10 protein-coding genes are annotated in these 17,526 nt (G+C 62.0%); 4 read left to right on the forward strand and 6 right to left on the reverse strand.

Annotated features, from left to right (window positions below):
* The first annotated feature begins 14 nt into the window (after positions 1-14).
* Both CGL56_RS03085 and ffh read left to right on the forward strand, forming a co-directional pair.
* The gene (locus CGL56_RS03085; protein ID WP_099105021.1) at positions 15-1,127 is read left to right on the forward strand and encodes an MBL fold metallo-hydrolase; all 1,113 of its coding nucleotides are present in this window, start codon (positions 15-17) and stop codon (positions 1,125-1,127) included.
* A gap of 52 nt (positions 1,128-1,179) precedes the next feature.
* Entirely contained in the window at positions 1,180-2,514 is a 1,335-nt protein-coding gene (gene ffh / locus CGL56_RS03090) for a signal recognition particle protein (protein ID WP_099105022.1), read from the forward strand.
* Between the two features lie 455 nt (positions 2,515-2,969).
* On the opposite strand, the gene CGL56_RS03095 is transcribed toward ffh, so the two are convergent.
* The gene (locus CGL56_RS03095) at positions 2,970-6,119 is read right to left on the reverse strand and encodes a VPS10 domain-containing protein (RefSeq protein ID WP_099105023.1); all 3,150 of its coding nucleotides are present in this window, start codon (positions 6,117-6,119) and stop codon (positions 2,970-2,972) included.
* A 152-nt stretch (positions 6,120-6,271) separates the two neighbouring features.
* Between CGL56_RS03095 and CGL56_RS03100 the strand changes: the two genes are divergently transcribed.
* Complete coding sequence (locus CGL56_RS03100) at positions 6,272-7,099, forward strand: amidohydrolase family protein (protein WP_099105024.1); 828 nt, start codon at positions 6,272-6,274, stop codon at positions 7,097-7,099.
* A gap of 19 nt (positions 7,100-7,118) precedes the next feature.
* Positions 7,119-8,585, forward strand: coding sequence for an alpha-L-fucosidase (locus tag CGL56_RS03105; RefSeq protein WP_099105025.1), 1,467 nt, complete (start codon positions 7,119-7,121; stop codon positions 8,583-8,585).
* 39 nt (positions 8,586-8,624) lie between these two features.
* Here the strand turns inward: CGL56_RS03105 and CGL56_RS03110 are convergent, their stop codons facing one another.
* The 5 genes from CGL56_RS03110 to rpoC all read right to left on the reverse strand — a co-directional run bounded on the left by CGL56_RS03110 (position 8,625) and on the right by rpoC (position 17,403).
* Positions 8,625-10,274, reverse strand: coding sequence for a hypothetical protein (locus tag CGL56_RS03110; protein ID WP_099105026.1), 1,650 nt, complete (start codon positions 10,272-10,274; stop codon positions 8,625-8,627).
* A gap of 517 nt (positions 10,275-10,791) precedes the next feature.
* The gene (locus tag CGL56_RS03115; protein ID WP_099105027.1) at positions 10,792-11,139 is read right to left on the reverse strand and encodes an L-rhamnose mutarotase; all 348 of its coding nucleotides are present in this window, start codon (positions 11,137-11,139) and stop codon (positions 10,792-10,794) included.
* Between the two features lie 11 nt (positions 11,140-11,150).
* Positions 11,151-11,927: an L-fucose dehydrogenase gene (locus CGL56_RS03120; protein WP_099105511.1), complete on the reverse strand. Its 777-nt coding sequence runs from the start codon at positions 11,925-11,927 to the stop codon at positions 11,151-11,153.
* A gap of 56 nt (positions 11,928-11,983) precedes the next feature.
* Positions 11,984-12,919 (reverse strand): D-2-hydroxyacid dehydrogenase, encoded by a 936-nt coding sequence (locus CGL56_RS03125; protein ID WP_099105028.1) that lies wholly within the window; start codon positions 12,917-12,919, stop codon positions 11,984-11,986.
* A gap of 128 nt (positions 12,920-13,047) precedes the next feature.
* On the reverse strand, positions 13,048-17,403 hold the full coding sequence (gene rpoC, locus CGL56_RS03130; protein ID WP_099105029.1) for a DNA-directed RNA polymerase subunit beta': 4,356 nt from the start codon (positions 17,401-17,403) through the stop codon (positions 13,048-13,050).
* Positions 17,404-17,526: the final 123 nt, after the last annotated feature.

Below are 17,526 nucleotides of genomic sequence, written 5' to 3' on the forward strand. Positions count from 1 at the left end.
GCAGACCACCATCCATGAAACCACACTGGCTCGTCGGCCTGATGCTGCTGCCCGCCGGCTACGTAGCCCGGAAATTGCGCAACGACCCCCAATTCGGGGCGACCCTGGAGGACATGCAGCGCGACAACTACCAGGGCACCGTAGCCTGGAAGATGGGGCGCTTCCGCAACCTGGATAAAACCCGCTTGCAAGAAGACCTCGGCAGCCTGCTGGGCGACCTGCTGGGTTACCTCCAGGCCAAAAACACCCAGCCCTCCGCTCCCCTGCCGGTGGCCGTTACCGAAACCCTGGAGCAGCCGACCCACGGGGAAGACTACCTCACCTGGTACGGCCACTCCGCCGTGCGCCTGGAAACCGCCGGCCGGACCATCCTGATCGACCCCATGCTCGGCGAATGGGTCGCCCCCGTACCCTTCCTCGGCCACCGCTTTCCCTACAACGATTACCACCCGCTGGAGAGCCTGGGGGAGATCGACTGCATCCTGTACTCCCACGACCACTACGACCACCTCGATTACGATACCCTGATGGCCCTGAAGGACCGGACGAAGGCCTTCGTGGTCCCCCTCGGCATCGGCGCCCACCTGCGGAAATGGGGCATCCCGCCGGAACAGATCACCGAGATCGATTGGTGGGAGACCACCCGGGCCGCGGGAGTGGAAATTACCGCCGCACCGGCCCGCCACTTCAGCGGGCGCAGCCCCGCCACCCGCAACAAAACCCTCTGGTGCTCCTTCGTCCTCCAGACCGACCACTACCGGATCTTCTTCGGTGGCGACAGCGGCTACGGGCGGCACTTTGCCGAAATCGGCGCACGCCTGGGCCCCTTTGCCCTGACGATGCTCGACTGCGGACAGTACCACGACCGCTGGAAAAACGTACACATGCAGCCGGAGGAAGCCCTGAAGGCCCACGCCGAACTGAAGGGGGGCTCACTGCTGCCCATCCACTGGGGTGGCTTCAGCCTTTCCGACCACCCCTGGGCCGAACCCATCGTCCGCATCCTGGCCGCCGATGAGGAGCAGGTGGTCATCAGTCCGATGATCGGCCAGCGGTTCGCGGTGGGCAACCCCGCCCCCTGCCGCGAACGGTGGTGGGAGTGGGAAGAGGTAGCCCGCAATACTTGACGGAAGTTCAGGCGGCGGGGATTTTGTACCTTTGCGGGTAAAATTTACCGACATGTTCGACAACCTCAGCGACCGCCTGGAAGGCGCCTTCAAATCACTGACCGGTGACAATCGCATCACCGAGATCAACGTAGCCACGAGCCTGAAGGAAATCCGGCGGGCCCTGGTAGCGGCCGACGTTAACTACAAGATCGCCAAGGAATTCACCGACAAGGTCAAGGAAAAAGCCCTCGGCACCGAAAACGTGCTGAAGGCCGTGAAGCCTGGTCAGCTGATGGTGAAGATCGTACAGGACGAGCTCACCGAGCTGATGGGTGGACAGTCCGTCGGCATCAACGTAAAGGGTGACCCGGCCGTGGTGCTCATCGCCGGTCTCCAGGGTTCGGGTAAGACCACCTTCAGCGGCAAGCTGGCCAAATACCTCCAGGAAAAGCGCAAGCTGAAGGTGCTGCTGACGGCGGGCGACGTATACCGCCCCGCGGCCATCGACCAGCTGACGGTACTGGCCGGACAGGTAGGCGCCGAGATCTACAAGGAGCCGGAGAACAAGAACCCGGTCGAGATTGCCCTTAAGGCGATCGACCACGCCCGGAAAAACAAATTTGACGTCGTCATCGTCGACACTGCCGGCCGCCTCTCGGTCGACGAGAAGATGATGCAGGAGATCAGCGACGTCCGCCAGGCCATCAACCCCAACGAAACCCTCTTCGTCGTGGACTCCATGACGGGACAGGATGCCGTGAATACCGCCAAGGTTTTCAACGAGCGCATCGATTACGACGGCGTGGTACTCACCAAGCTGGACGGCGATACCCGCGGCGGTGCCGCCCTGTCGGTGAAGTACACCGTCGGCAAGCCCATCAAATTCGTCAGCACCGGCGAGAAGATGGATGCCCTCGACGTTTTCTACCCCGACCGGATGGCCCAGCGTATCCTCGGCATGGGCGACATTATCTCCTTTGTGGAGCGGGCCCAGGACCAGTTCGACGAGGAGGAGGCCAAGCGCCTCGAGAAGAAGATGAAGAAGAACAAGTTCGACTTCAACGACTTCCTCAGCCAGCTGGCCCAACTCAAACGCATGGGCGACATGAAGAGCCTCCTCAACATGATCCCCGGCATGTCAAAGGCGATGAAAAACATCGACATCGACGACACCGCCTTCTCCCGCGTGGAAGCCATCATCTACAGCATGACGCCCGAGGAACGCGCCAGCCCCGAACTGCTCAACCTGAGCCGCAAGAAGCGGATCGCCCGGGGTTGCGGCCAGGGCATGGACGACGTCAACCGCTTCGTCAAGCAGTTCGACCAGATGCGCAAGATGATGCACAAGTTGTCCAACAACCCCATGATGGCCCAGATGGCCGGCAACTTCCGCGCCAAGCGGTAGCCACACCTCCCAAGTAGGATAATCTGCTGCAGCCCCGCCACGACGGCCGGGTACTGTCGTACTCATGCCCGGAGTACAAATCGCCACTCCGCCGGAGTAGAAGCCCGTTATGTGCATTAACCACGCTCACCTAGCGGAAAAGGGAATATTTCTCCCGTCACGGTCATTGAATGTCACAATACTTAAAACACTCAGACACAGTAGCTTAACGAGGAATATGTATTGCTCGCAAACACATCGTGCAGATTTAACACTAAGCAATGCGTGTCCTGACAAAATAAACGGATAGCCGTCCCGTTTTAACCCCAGATTCTGCAAGTGTGGAATACGGTTATTCAGCCATTGCCTAAGTAACCACGTGTTTGTTCATAGTGTCTCTCTCTAGTGTCGATGCTCTATTCAGGTAAACAGTAGCCAAAATCTATTTCCTGAATTAGAGCATCGACCCCACTACACTACTCCAGCATCCACAGGGCTCCGATGCCCTCCTCCCAAAGTTTCCGGTTCAGCTCACTGACGCGCTCGTTGCGCAGTTGCATTCCCTGTTGCCGCAGGGTTGCCCAGCGGGCCTCCATCTCCTGCATTTCCCGTCGCGTCGGCTCGTTCACCCGGGGCAGGCCACTTTCGGCGTGGTTAAGCACGAAGAGGTAGTCGGCGGTAAACTTGTTGGGGAAGTTCTCTACGTCGTCGTACGCCTGTGACTTCCGCTGCACCATCTTTTCATCCCAGTCTCTCAGGTCGGTCAGCAAAGCCCGGGCGGCTTCCAACGCTGCTCCGGCTTCCAGCCGTTCCGTCAGCCGCTCCAGTTGCTGCTGTACGGACAGCAGGTCGTTGACCAGGGCGTGCATTTCGTTTACCGACTGCTCTCCCTGGGCCATGAAGGCGTGGTAGTCGGCATAGTCGGCCGCGGTGAGGTCGTACAGGGGATTGGGCAGGATGGTAATCTCTTCCTCCAGGCGGGTACCGTTTATGTCCAGCTGGGCCCGGTAGGTACCCGGCGCCACCTTGTGGCCGCGGAAGCTGGCTTCGATATACACCGAAGGCACGCCCGTGAGCTCCCCGTGCCGCATGTCCCAGACGAAGCGGTTCAGGCCCTTGCGGGCGGGAATCACCGATTCTGCCGGCGGACCACCGGGGTACACTTCCCGCTTGTCGTCCCGGTGGTTGCTCAGGGTCCTCACCACTTCTCCATCCGCATCCGTAAGGGTGAGGGTTACCTCACTGGAGTCCGCCGCTTCCGGCAGGTAGTAGTAGAGTACGACTCCGGAGGCGGGATTGACGCCCTCCAGGGGCTGGGTGCCATCGAATCCGGCATCGCTGCCATTGAGGGGGCTGCCCCCTCCCCCGATCACCGCGTCCGCCGGAGCGAACAGCCGGGGCGCACCGGTAGGCTTGCGGTACTGCCGCACGAGTTCCAGGTCGTCCAGTATCCAGAAAGCCCGCCCGGAGGTGGCCACGATCAGGTCGTCGTGGGCGACCATCAGGTCGGTGATTGGCGTCACGGGCAGGTTCAGGTTAAAGCGGTCCCAGCGCTTGCCGTCGTCGAAGGACACGAAGATGCCCGTTTCCGTACCGGCGAACAGCAGGCCTTTGCGCTCGGTGTCTTCGCGGACCACCCGGGTGTAGGCCCCCATCGGGAGGTTGCCGGTGATGTCGGACCAGCTCTTGCCGTAGTCGGTCGTTTTGAGCAGGCGGGGGGTGTGGTCGTTGAACTTGTAGCGGGTGGTGGCGATGTACGCCGTGCCGGCGGCGTGGGGGGAGAGCTCCACGGCGTTGACCAGGGTTTCTCCCTGTCCGGCCGGAGTAACGTCGGTCCAGCTTGTGCCTCCGTCGCGGGTCAGCTGTATGCGGCCATCGTCGGTGCCGACCCAGATTTCACCGGCCGCGTGGGGGGAATCGGTGACGTAGCTGATCGTGCCGTAATTCTCGGCTCCCACGGCCTCGTTGGTGTAGGGGCCGCCGCCGAGGCCCTGCTTGTCGTCCTGGTCGCGGGTCAGGTCCGGACTGGCCTCCTCCCAGGTACGGCCCAGGTCGCGGGTCCGCAGCAGGTGCTGGGCGGCGTGGTAGTAGGTGTCGGGTTCGTGGCGGGACCAGATGATGGGGGCGTTCCAGTTGAAGCGGTACTTCATGTCGCGGGCCGCCCGGCCGAGGTACTGGATGGGGGCCGCCATGATGTTGGTACTGGCGCCCGAGCGGGTATCCAGCGCCTCTATGGTTCCGAGGTAGCTGCCGCCCAGCACATAGCGGGGATTGTCGGGGTCGAAGGCCAGAAAGGCGCTTTCTCCCCCTGCGCTGGCCTCCCATTGGGAAGCCGAGATGGAGGAGCCGGCCAGGTTGCGGCTCGCGATCTTGACCGAGGTGTTGTCCTGCTGCCCGCCGTAGATGTTGTAGGGGAAGGCATTGTCCACGTTGATGCGGTAGAACTGCCCGGTGGGCATATTGTCCTGGGTCGACCACGTCTGTCCGTAGTTGAAGCTGATGGCCGCCCCGCCGTCGTTGGCGATGCAGAGGTTGCGGGGATTGTCGGGGTTGATCCACAGGTCGTGGTAGTCGCCGTGGGTGCCGCCGAGGGTCTCCCAGGTCTTGCCCCCGTCGATGCTGCGCAGGGGGGAGGCGCTCAGCACGTACACTACGTCCTCGTCGGTGGGGTCCACGAAGACCTCCAGGTAGTACCAGGCCCGCTGCACCATCCGGTGGTCCTTGCTAATCCGCGACCAGCTGCCGCCGGCGTCTTCGGAAACGAACAGCCCGCCCTTCTCGGCGTCGGAATCACTCTCAATGAGGGCATACACCTTGTCCGGGTTCGACTGGGCCACGGCGATGGCCATTTTGCCCTTTTCCTCGGGCAGCCCCTCGGTCATCTCCTCCCAGCTGTCGCCGCCGTCGGTAGATTTGTACAGTCCGCTGCCCGGTCCGCCGCTCATCACCTGCCAGGGGAAGCGTTGGTGCTCCCACATGGCCGCGTAGAGTACGTCGGGGTTGCTGAGGTCCATGCTCAGCTCGGCCGCCCCCGTCAGATCGTTCACGTACAGCAGCCGTTCCCAATTGGCCCCGCCGTCGGTGGTGCGGTACACGCCGCGCTCCTCGTTGGGCCCGAAGAGCTGCCCCTGGGCGGCCACGTAGACCACGTCCGGGTTTTCCGGGTGGATGATGATGCGCGAAATGTGCTGGGTTTCCTTCAGGCCCAGGTGCTGCCAACTTTTGCCGGCGTCGTTGGAGCGGTACACCCCGTCGCCGTGGGAGGTCATCACGCCCCGGGGCGCGTGCTCGCCCATTCCGGCGTAAACGATCCGGGGGTGGCTGCGCGAGACGGCCACCGCACCCACGGAACCGGTTCCGAAATAGCCGTCGCTGATGTTCTCCCAACGTTGCCCGGCGTCGGTCGTTTTCCAGATCCCCCCGCCGGTGGTGCCCATATAGTAGGTCAGCGGATCGTTGGCCACGCCGGTAGCGGTGACGGAGCGGCCACCCCGGAAGGGACCGATGTTGCGGTACTTCAGCGGCGCGAAGAAGCGGGTCAGTTCCGCAGTATCAACGGGGGCCTGTCCGTCCAGATTTGGGGAAACAAATAAGGACAGCAGGAGCAAAAGGAGTAGTGAACGCATTTGGTAGCTTGGGTTTGCGCCGATAAGGTAGTGAGCGGTACGGACTTGGATTGCCGGGAAGGATAGCGGGTCTTCGAGCGCGGTCGCGGGTGCCGGGAAATTCCGCAAAGCCCGGCTTCCCGGTTCGGGGGGGAAACCGTATCCTTGGGGACATGATCATCGACGCCCATCAACACTTCTGGCAATTTGACCCCGTCCGGGACGCATGGATCGACGCTTCCATGGGCGTGCTCCGGCAGGATTTTCTCCCCACTGACCTGGCCCCTATCCTGGCCGCTAACGGAGTCGACGGCTGCGTGGCGGTGCAGGCGGACCAGTCGCTGGCCGAAAGCGACTTCCTGCTGGAGTTGGCCGACCGCCACCCCTTCATCCGCGGGGTGGTGGGCTGGGTCGACCTCTGCGCCCCGGACGTTGAGGAGCAGCTGGCCCGCTACGCGGCCCACCCGAAGTTTGTCGGCGTGCGCCACATCTTGCAGGGCGAGCCGGCGGGTTTCATGGCGCGGCCGGATTTCCGCCGGGGCATCAGTTTGCTGCACCGCTACGGGCTCACCTACGACCTGCTGGTGTACCACTACCAGTTGCCCGAGGCCATCGACCTGGTAGATGCCTTCCCGGAGCAACGGTTCGTCCTGGACCACCTGGCCAAACCCGTGATCGACGGGCCTCCGGACCCCGCCTGGGTGCGGAATCTGCGCACCCTGGCGGGTTTCCCCGGGGTGAGTTGCAAACTTTCCGGCATGGTCACCGAAGTACCCGGCTACCAATGGACGGCCGAAGCCCTGCAACCCTACCTCACCGTTGCCGTAGAGGCCTTCGGCCCGGACCGCCTCCTCTACGGATCGGACTGGCCGGTTTGTCTGCTGGCGGCCGACTACGCGGCCCAGTTCGCGGTCTACCGAAACTTCCCGGGGCTGGATTCCACCGGTTGCTTCGGATCTAACGCCGAGCGGATTTACGGCCTACCCCCCGTCACGCATTAACCCACCCCCAAACGCTTTCATGTCTTCCACCCACTACCCCATCTTCTCCGTCGGCCTGGCGCTCCTGCTTGGCCTGGGATCCTGCGCGCCGCCGCCCCCTGAGCCACCCGCCCCCTACGGCCCCGTCCCTACTGAGGCGCAGCTCGACTGGCACGCGATGGAAACCAATGCCTTCATCCACTTCACTACCAACACCTTCACGAACCTGGAGTGGGGATACGGAGACGAGAGCCCCGAGATATTCAACCCCACCGACCTGGACGTGGATCAGTGGATCACCACCCTGAAAGCGGCCGGTTTCCAGGGCGTTATCCTGACCAGCAAGCACCACGACGGATTCACCCTCTGGCCGAGTGAATACACCGACCACTCCGTGGAGCAGAGCCCCTGGAAAAACGGGGAGGGCGACATCGTCGGGCTGGTCGAGGAAGCCTGCCGCCGCCACGGACTGAAGTTCGGGGTCTACCTCTCCCCCTGGGACCGCAACCGGGCCGACTACGGGGATTCCACCTACATCACCTACTACCGTAACCAGCTGACGGAGATCTTCGAGCGCTACGGCCCCATCTTTGAAATGTGGTTCGACGGAGCCAACGGCGGCGACGGCCACTACGGCGGGGCCGACGAAAGGCGCAGCATCGATGGGCAGCACTATTACGACTGGCCCACCACCATCGAGATGGTGCGCGAACTGCAGCCCGATCCGCAGACGATCATCTTCAGCGACGCCGGCCCCGACATCCGCTGGGTGGGCAACGAACGCGGTTACGCCGGCGAGCCGAACTGGAACACCATCGACCCCGACACCCTCTACGCTGGCAAAGCAGGCATCACCGACCTGCTGAACCACGGCACCCGCGGTGCCGACACCTGCATGCCCGCCGAGGTCGACGTGTCCATCCGCCCGGGATGGTTCTACCACCCTGAGGAGGATAGCCTCGTGAAAAGCCCCGAGGAACTCTTCGAGATCTACCTGACCTCCGTGGGCCGCGGATCGGTACTGCTGCTCAACGTGCCGCCGGATCGCCGGGGCCGCATCCACGAAATTGACTCCGCCAACCTGCTGCAATGGCGGCAGATGATCGACTCCACCTTCGCCCGTAACCTGGCCGAAGACGCTACGGCTGAGGGCGACGGCTACCGCGGTGGGCACGCGGACTACGCCCCCACCCAGGTACTGGACGACGACCCCGCCACCTACTGGGCCACCGACGACGGCGTGACCACCGGTGCCCTTACCCTCACCCTGCCCGAGCCCCGAGAGGTGAATTACGTCATGCTGCAGGAAAACATCCGCCTCGGTCAGCGCATCGCCGCCTTCCGGGTCCTGGCCCGGGTGGACGGTGAGCTCCAGGAGATCGGCACCGCGCAAACCGTGGGGTACAAGCGTATTCTGCCGGTGGATTCCGTGGTGACCGACCAGCTCATCATCGAGATTACGGATGCCCTGGCGCCCCCTACCCTCTCGCGGGTGAGTCTGTTCTAGGCAGGGGGCGCCGGGGGACTTCACGGTAGCGGTGCGGCACTAGAGTAAGGACCTTACGGTGGCCATCTGACGTTTAAAGCTCTCCTTGCTTAAATCTATGCCACGTTGGGCACCCTCAAGGAACACCCGGCGAATTTCTTCGTCCTCAATTTGGTCCGGCGCAAAATCCCGGTCGTTGAACTGCTGGCGGAGCGCTACCAGCCCAGCACCTATGATGATCCCGTACAGCGGTTCCAGGTTGATCCAGGGCAGTAGCGGGTCCTCCTCCTCCTCCTCCAGGCGGAAAACCCAGGGGTCAATGGAGGGAATGAGGTCGCGCAGGGGGTCGAATTCGTAAAAGATTTCAAAGATCAATTCCAGGCGTCGACACTGTCCGGCCCTCCGGCCGAGGACGTCGATGGCGTGGGTGCCAATCTCGTAGAGCAAACTGGGTCTGTACCGGTCGAGTGGAAGGTCGGCGTAGTTTGTCGTGGCTTCAATCACCCGGTGATGGAAAGTCAGGTGCCAGAGGTAGCGGGAAGTAAAGCACCACCGTTGGGCCTTGCGCACCAGCCAAACTGCGGTATTTATAAAGTAATGCTTGATCTGCTGCAAGTGCTGCTGCCCGCTGGCGGTACTCAGGAAGCCGGTCAGCTTGCTTGGGTGCTCGGTAGTGCCGCGGTTGCTTTCAATATCGGTTTGCTCTCCAACCAGGTTGACGTTCACGCAGTGGTGCCAAGTGGCGTCGGTGACTACACGCCCGACGTCGGCGAGATATCCGTCGTAGGCGCTGATAGCGCCAAAACTGTGGTGCTGGGTGGCCTGCTTGAAACCTGCGGTGTTACCAGCGGGTACGGTGGAGTGGGCTATAACTTCGGGGGCTATGCCACCGGGGAATTCGGCCGACCCATCTATGTAGGTCGTGGCCAAATCAGTCGGGGCAATACATTCCCCTTCGTGCGGGTGGTCCGGCAATACCGTGATGCGGCCAAGGGGGCTGCAGAGAAGGGGGTGTGGATAGGTTTCTTTCCAGAAGAAATTGAGCCGATTGCTGTACAGCTTAGGTGCAATGGTCTGAGGGATATCGTCGGATTGATCATCAAACTGGGAACCGACATCGTGACCAATTCGATTCGTGTCGTTTCGCTGGGGATCGGTCATGCCAACCTTTCCGCTCGTGTTGTCCCACAGGCGCATGGCCCGCACCCGCAGGACATCTCCGCAGAGGCCCTTGCCGAGGCTGCCGTGGTCGCCGGTGGCAAAAACGCCACCACCGCCGTTCATAAAACCGGCCAGGGCGAGGAGTTCGTCGTTGCCGAGTTCGTTGGATCCGGAATCGGCCCCGAATAACCAAACCTCGTCGTATTTGTCGCCCGCGAAGTGGTCGGCATTATTGAAACGGAATTGTGGGATGCTGCGCTCCACGGCCACTCCGGGATCTCCTACGAAATTGCCGCGGTGGCCCAGCGTGATCTCGAAGCGAACATAGTAACGCTGATCGTTGACCAGCATATTGACAAAGGTCGAAAGGCCGAAGTCGCCGGTCCCGAAATCCAGGAAGCTGTCGGTGACAAGCAACAGCCGGACACGGCAGGGGAGCCGCCACCAGGGGTAGATCAGTCGGGGGTTCTCGGTGAAGATTTTGTCGCGGTACCCCAACTGCTCGATTAGTGCAGCGTGAGGGGTGAAGGAGGGGGTAATGGTAGGCATAAGAAAGTGCGTTTTAGGATTTGCATGCAGCCGTTTAGCGTAGGCGAAATGATGGCCACGTGCCGCATAGTTCCCGTTTTATCTTGCCGCTAACCTCCAAGTTACAGTTGTCTACACATTATTTTATTTACTATGCATTTACCCCATTCGGGTACCCCAGGCCGCTTTTTCTGCTTGTATCTTCGATCAATATCTATCAGGAGCATCAGGACTTTTCCCCACGAAAGAATGGTGAGTCTTGCCAAGGGAAAGGTCAATGATCCGATCTGTTCCTCCCGAGTTCCGATGCCGCCGGACTACGCCAGAATGGTGGGCGGCATCGCCCGAGGCAGGTCATCCGCAGACCGGCTGCCCTTCTAGCATTTCTTCTGGATTGCTCCTCGTAAGTACGGCCCCGTCGTTAAGACAACCCCAGTCTTCTTCACCTAAAATGTACGTACGGAAAAGGACCTCCAGACGAGGGGCGTTGAAACGGTTGGCAATGCCTGGGTTGGGAGTAGCGACCGGGAGAGCAGCCCTACAACTGATCGTGCAGGTTGAAGATCCGGTGCAGCGGCACCCATTTTTGATCCGCGGCGGCGAAAGGCAGCCGCTGCTGGAAGGTATCCATCAGCCTCTCCCACCGCTGGACTACGGGGTTGGCTGCGTCGGCGGCGGCTTTCGCCTGCGCATCGTATTCCAGACCGGTTTCCATGACCATGACCAGCCGGTTACCCGCCCGCAGGATCTCCATATTGCGGATTCCCGCGCCGCGGATGCTTTCGACCACCTCCGGCCAGACGTTGCCGGGGGCATGGTGGTCTTCGTAGGCAGCAATAGCCGCCGCGTCGTCCTTTAAGTCGCACAAAAAATAGTGAAGGGGCATACCGTATGGGTTTAGAGGGCCCGGTCGAGGTGAACGTAACCGCCGTCTACAAAAATCCACTGCCCCGTGGTGTGGCTGCTGAGGGGGGAAAGCAGAAAGGCGGCGGTGTCGGCGATCTCCTCGGCGGTGGTCATCCGTTGGCCGAGGGGGATGCGGCGTTCAATCTCGCGGCGTTTGCCATCCGGTTCGTCGAAGGTGGAAATCCAGTCCGCGTACATCGGCGTCATCACTTCCGCCGGTACAATGGCGTTGACCCGGATACCAAGGGGGGCCAGTTCCGCGGCCCATTCCCGGGTGAGGGCCAGCTGTCCGCCCTTGCTGGCCGCGTAGCCCGAGGTGCCGCCCTGGCCGGTGAGGGCCGTCTTGGATGCGATGTTCAGGATGGCGCCCCGGCTTTCCTTCAGGGCCGGCAGGGCATAATGAGCCATATCGAAGTAGTGCAGCAGGTTCTTCTCCAGGGAGGTGCGGAAAGCCGCGGGCCCCCGTTCGAGGCTCGCGCCGTCGTTTACGCCGGCGTTATTGACCAGTCCGTCGATGCGGCCGAACCGACGAAGGACCTCCCCGATGGCCGCCTCGCTATCGGCCGGTGTACTGAGGTAGCGGTCCAGGAAATAGGCTTGTCCGCCAGCGGCCTCCACCTGCTGGATCAGGGCCGCGGCCTCGGAACTACCGTCGCCCACGATGACGGGGCGGGCCCCTTCGCGGGCCAGGGCGCGTACAATGGCGGCGCCAATGCCGCGGCTACCGCCGGTCACGACTACTACCTTATCTGTCAATCCAAGATCCACGCGCAAAAGGGGTTGGTTTCGCCTCCAAGTATAGGCAATTTCCCAGGCGCCGGTGACTAATAGCCGCGCCCAAGTTCTACGACGTGCTCCAGGGGCTGACCGGCCCGGAAGCGGGAAAGGTTGTCCAGGAAGCGATCCATGATGCGCCGCATCTCGTTGGCCGCTCCTCCGGCGCTGTGCTGGGTGAGCAGGGTGCGGGGGGCTTGCCAGAGGGGATCATCGGCGGGCAGGGGTTCCTGGCGGGTTACGTCCAGTACGGCCCCGCCCAGGTGTCCACCGTGGAGCAACTTCAGCAGGGCGGCTTCGTCCACCAGGCTGCCCCGGCCGACATTCACGAAGATGCAGCCCGCTTTGAGGCGGGCCAGCCGCTCGGCACCGAAGAGCCCCACGGTTTCCTCGGTTTCGGGCAGGGCGGCCATCACCACGTCGGCTTCCGGCAGTCGGTCGTCCAGTTCCTCCAGGGTGTAAAAGTCGGCCTTACCGCGCCGGCCCATGGTTTCCACCCGGCAGCCGAAGCCCGTCAGCAGCTCGCGGAAGGTGCCGCCGATGGAACCGTGCCCCAATATGATCACCCGACTGCCGGACAGGGTCCCCAGCGTCGGACGGATTTCGGCACCGCGCCAGTGGGCCACCTGCTGGTCCCGCACGAAGGTGGGTATCTCCCTGAGCAGCGACAGCACCCCGGCCAGGGCCGTTTCCGCTACTGGAGTGCCGAACAGTCCCGTGCAGTTGGTGATGGTGAAGGGAAGTTCCTCCCCACTCAGCTCGGTGTACTCACTGAAGCCCGCCGATTTCAGCTGCAGCCACTGCAGCCGGTCGTTTCCCCGCAGCCATTCCAGGGGCGGATTGCCGACGATGATGTCGGCCTGCCGGGCCGTCTTCTCGCGTGCTTCCGCGGTCACTTCCGGACCGTAGACGACTTCCTCCTCCCCCACCCCGGCGCGCAGGTATTCCAGTTCGGAGGGCTCGAGGGGCAGGGCGGCATAGATCATGGCCCTAAGGTAATCAGGGGCGGACTTACCGGCATGCCCGGGAAGAATGTCACTGCCCCCTCAATGGAAAACGCCCCGCCGGAGGATTCCGACGGGGCGTTGATCTATTCAGTTCAGTGAGCAGCGGCTTATTCGGCCGGCTCCTCCGAAGCCAGTTCGGCTTCCTCGGCGGCGCGGGCGGCGGCTTCCTCCTCGGCGAAGGCGGCCTGACGGGCCTCCCAGGCCTCCTGCTGCTCCTTGGTGGTAACGAAGAGGCGGTCGTAGCGACGCATACCGGTACCGGCGGGGATCCGCTTACCGACGATGACGTTCTCCTTGAGGCCTTCCAGGTAGTCGCGCTTGGCGGCAATGGCGGCGGTGGAGAGCACCTTGGTCGTCTCCTGGAAGGAGGCGGCACTGATCCAGCTCGGCGTACCGAGGCTCGACTTGGTGATGCCCTGCAGCAGCGGGAAGCTGGTAGCAGCCTGGGCGTCGCGGTAGGCAACTCCCTTCAGGTCGTTCCGCTTCAGGTAGCTGTTCTCCTCGCGCACCTGGCGCATGGTCACGATCTGTCCTTCCTTGAGCTTCTCGCTTTCACCGGCGTCGGTGATGACCTTCTTGTCGAAGATCCAGTCGTTCTGCTCGAAGAACTCGTAGCGCTCCACGGCTTCTCCTTCGAGGAAGCTTGTGTCGCCGCTGTCCACGATCTGCACCCGGCGCATCATCTGGCGGACGATGGCTTCGATGTGCTTGTTGTTGATCGTGATACCCTGCGAACGGTATACTTCCTGTACGCCGTTGACCAGGTGGGTCTGTACGGCGAAGGGGCCCTTGATGTCGAGGATGTCGCGGGGAGCGATGGCACCGTCGGAGAGGGGCATACCGGCGCGCACGAAGTCCTGATCCTGGACCAGGATGTGCTTGCTCAGGTTGATGAGGTACTTGCGCTTCTGGCCGTCCTTGGCCTCCACGATCAGTTCGCGGTTACCGCGCTTGATCTTCTTGGAGAAGGTGACCACGCCGTCGATTTCGGATACTACGGCCGGGTTGCTGGGGTTACGGGCCTCGAAGAGTTCCGTTACCCGGGGCAGACCACCGGTGATATCCGCAATCTTGCCGAGCTTCCGGGGGATCTTGACGATCTTCTCGCCAACAACCACGGAGGCACCGTCTTCGATGCTGATGTAGGCACCGACGGGCAGGTTGTAGCTGCGCAGTTCCTCACCGTCCTTGCCCAGGATGGCGATGGTCGGGATCTTCTTCCGGTCGCGGGTTTCGATGACCACCTTCTCTTCGAAGCCGGTCTGGTCGTCGCGCTCGGTGCGGAAGGTTACCCCTTCCTCGATGTCGGTAAAGCGGGCCGTACCCTTGAATTCGGAGATGATGACCGCGTTGTAGGGGTCCCACTCCACGATCACGTCGCCCTTCTTGATGTCCTGGCCGTCCTTCACGTGGATGGTACCGCCGTAAGGGAGGTGGTGGGTAGCGAAGACCTTGCCGGTCTCGGGGTCCACGATCTTGATCTCACCGGAGCGGGAGAGGACAACGTCCTGCTTATCGCCCATTTCGTTCTCGGCCGTAACGACCCGGACGCCGTCGAAGACGAGCTTTCCGTTGAACTTGGAGACCAGTTCGCTTTCCTGGCGGGTTACGGAGGCGATACCACCTACGTGGAACGTCCGCAGGGTCAGCTGGGTACCGGGTTCACCGATCGACTGGGCCGCGATGATACCGACGGCGTCGCCGATTTCGGCCTGACGTCCGGTGGCCAGGTTCTTGCCGTAGCACTTGGCGCAGACGCCCCGCTTGACCTCACAGGTCAGGACCGAACGGATGGTCACTTCCTCGATGCCTTCGTCGTCGATGTACTTGGCCGTGCGGTCGTCGATGTACTCGTCGGCCTTCACGATCACCTCATCGGTGACGGGGTGAACGATTTCGTGGAGGGCGAAGCGGCCGGCGATGCGGCTCGAGAGGCTTTCCACCACCTTGTCGTTTTCCTTCAGGGCGGAGGTATCGATGCCCCGCAGGGTTTCACAGTCGTTCTCCATGACAACCACGTCCTGGGCCACGTCGACCAGTCGGCGGGTCAGGTAACCGGCGTCGGCCGTCTTGAGGGCCGTATCCGCCAGACCCTTACGGGCACCGTGGGTAGAGATGAAGTACTCGAGTACGGAGAGTCCGTCGACGAAGTTGGAGAGGATCGGGTTTTCGATTACGGCCGGGCCGCTGTCGTTCGACTTCTTCGGCTTTGCCATCAGTCCCCGCAGACCACACAGCTGCTTGATCTGCTGGGTGGAACCCCGCGCACCGCTGTCCAGCATCATGTAGACCGAGTTGAAGCCCTGCTTGTGCGTGGCCAACTCCTGCATGAGGGTGTTGGTGATCTGGTTATCCGCGTACGTCCACTTGTCGATGATCTGGTTGTAGCGCTCGTTGTTGGTGATCAGACCCATGTTGAAGTTGTCCATCACCTCATCCACTTCCGAGCGGGCCTGGTCGAGTACGTCCTGCTTGACGGAGGGCGAGATCAGGTCACCGAGGTTGAAGGACAGACCGCCCTTGAACGCCCAGGTGAAGCCCATATCCTTGATCTTGTCGAGGAAGGTGGCCGTGGTGGCGAAGTTGGACCGCTCGAGGATGTCGGCGATCACCAGCTTCAGGTTCTTCTTGGTCAGCAGCACGTTCTGGAAGGGCATGCCTTCGGGAACGGCCGAGTTGAACATCACGCGACCGGTGGTGGTCTCGATCAGCTTCAGCTTCAGGCTGCCGTCTTCCTGCTCTACGGGTACGCGGCAGTGGATCACGGCGTGCAGTTCCAGTTGCCCTTCGTTGTAGGCGATCATCACCTCTTCGGAGCTGTAGAACTTGCGGCCCTCACCCTTCACCTTGATGTCGCCTTCGCTGCGGCGCTGCTTGGTGATGTAGTACAGTCCGAGTACCATGTCCTGGCTGGGCAGGGTCACGGGCGTACCGTTCTGGGGGTTGAGCATGTTGTGGGCCGAGAGCATCAGCACCTGGGCTTCCAGGATGGCGGCCTGGCTCAGGGGCACGTGGACGGCCATCTGGTCACCGTCGAAGTCGGCGTTGAAGGCCGAACAGACGAGGGGGTGCAGCTGGATCGCCTTTCCTTCGATCAGCTTGGGCTGGAAGGCCTGGATCGAAAGACGGTGCAGCGTCGGGGCCCGGTTGAGCAGCACGGGGTGGCCGCGCAGGATGTTCTCCAGGATCTCCCAGATTACGGGCTCTTTGCGGTCGACCAGCTTCTTGGCCGACTTGACGGTCTTGACGATGCCGCGCTCGATGAGCTTGCGGATGATGAACGGCTTGAAAAGCTCGGCGGCCATGCCCTTGGGCAGACCACATTCGTGGAGCTTCAGCGTGGGGCCTACCACGATGACGGAACGACCGGAGTAGTCGACCCGCTTACCGAGCAGGTTCTGGCGGAAACGACCTTGCTTGCCTTTCAGGATGTCGGACAGCGACTTCAGGGCGCGGCCTCCTTCGGCCTTTACGGCGTTGGATTTGCGGCTGTTGTCGAAGAGGCTGTCGACGGCTTCCTGCAGCATCCGCTTCTCGTTGCGGAGGATGACCTCGGGGGCCTTGATCTCCAACAGGCGCTTCAGGCGGTTGTTGCGGATGATGACCCGGCGGTAGAGGTCGTTGAGGTCCGAAGAGGCAAAACGGCCACCGTCCAGGGGTACCAGCGGGCGCAGTTCCGGGGGAACGACGGGCAGGTACTGGATGATGGTCCATTCCGGCTTGTTGGTCACGTTTTCCTGGGCGTCGCGGAAGGCTTCCACTACGCGCAGCCGCTTCAGGGCCTCGCTCTTGCGCTGCTGGCTGGTTTCGGTGTTGGCCTGGTGGCGCAGCTGGAAGCTGAGCTCGTCGAGCTTCAGTCCTTCGAGCAGGTCACGGATGGCTTCGGCACCCATTTTGGCGACGAACTTGTCAGGGTGGCCGTCCTCGAGCTGCTGGTTCTCGGGGGGCAGGGTCTCGAGGATGTCGAGGTACTGCTCCTCGGTCAGGAGCGTCTTGTGCATGATCTCCTCACTCTCCCGGATACCGGGGTTGATGACCACGTAGCGCTCGTAGTAGATAATGCTCTCCAGGTGCTTCGAGCTGAAGCCGAGGAGGTATGCGATCTTGTTGGGCAGGCTCTTGAAGAACCAGATGTGCACCACGGGAACCACCAGGCGGATGTGGCCCATGCGCTCGCGCCGCACCTTCTTTTCGGTCACCTCGACCCCACAACGGTCACATACAATGCCCTTGTAACGGATCCGCTTGTACTTACCACAGTAGCACTCGTAATCCTTTACCGGGCCGAAGATCCGCTCACAGAACAGACCATCCCTTTCCGGCTTGTAGCTGCGGTAGTTGATGGTCTCGGGCTTCAGCACCTCACCGTAGCTGCGTTCCAGGATGTCATCCGGGCTCGACAGGCTGATGGTGATCGCATCGAAGTCCTGCTTCTGGAGGTTGTTACTCTTCTTAAATGCCATAGTTAATTTTATAGGGAAGTTTCGGGCGGCGGAGCGCAGGTTCCGGGGGAGGAACCCGCGCCCGCGCCTGAAACTTGATTTTCAACAGAACGCCGGCCGCATTCGGACGACGGAGGGATCAGG

This window comes from Neolewinella marina (genome assembly GCF_002631205.1).
GTDB classification, from domain to species: domain Bacteria; phylum Bacteroidota; class Bacteroidia; order Chitinophagales; family Saprospiraceae; genus Neolewinella; species Neolewinella marina.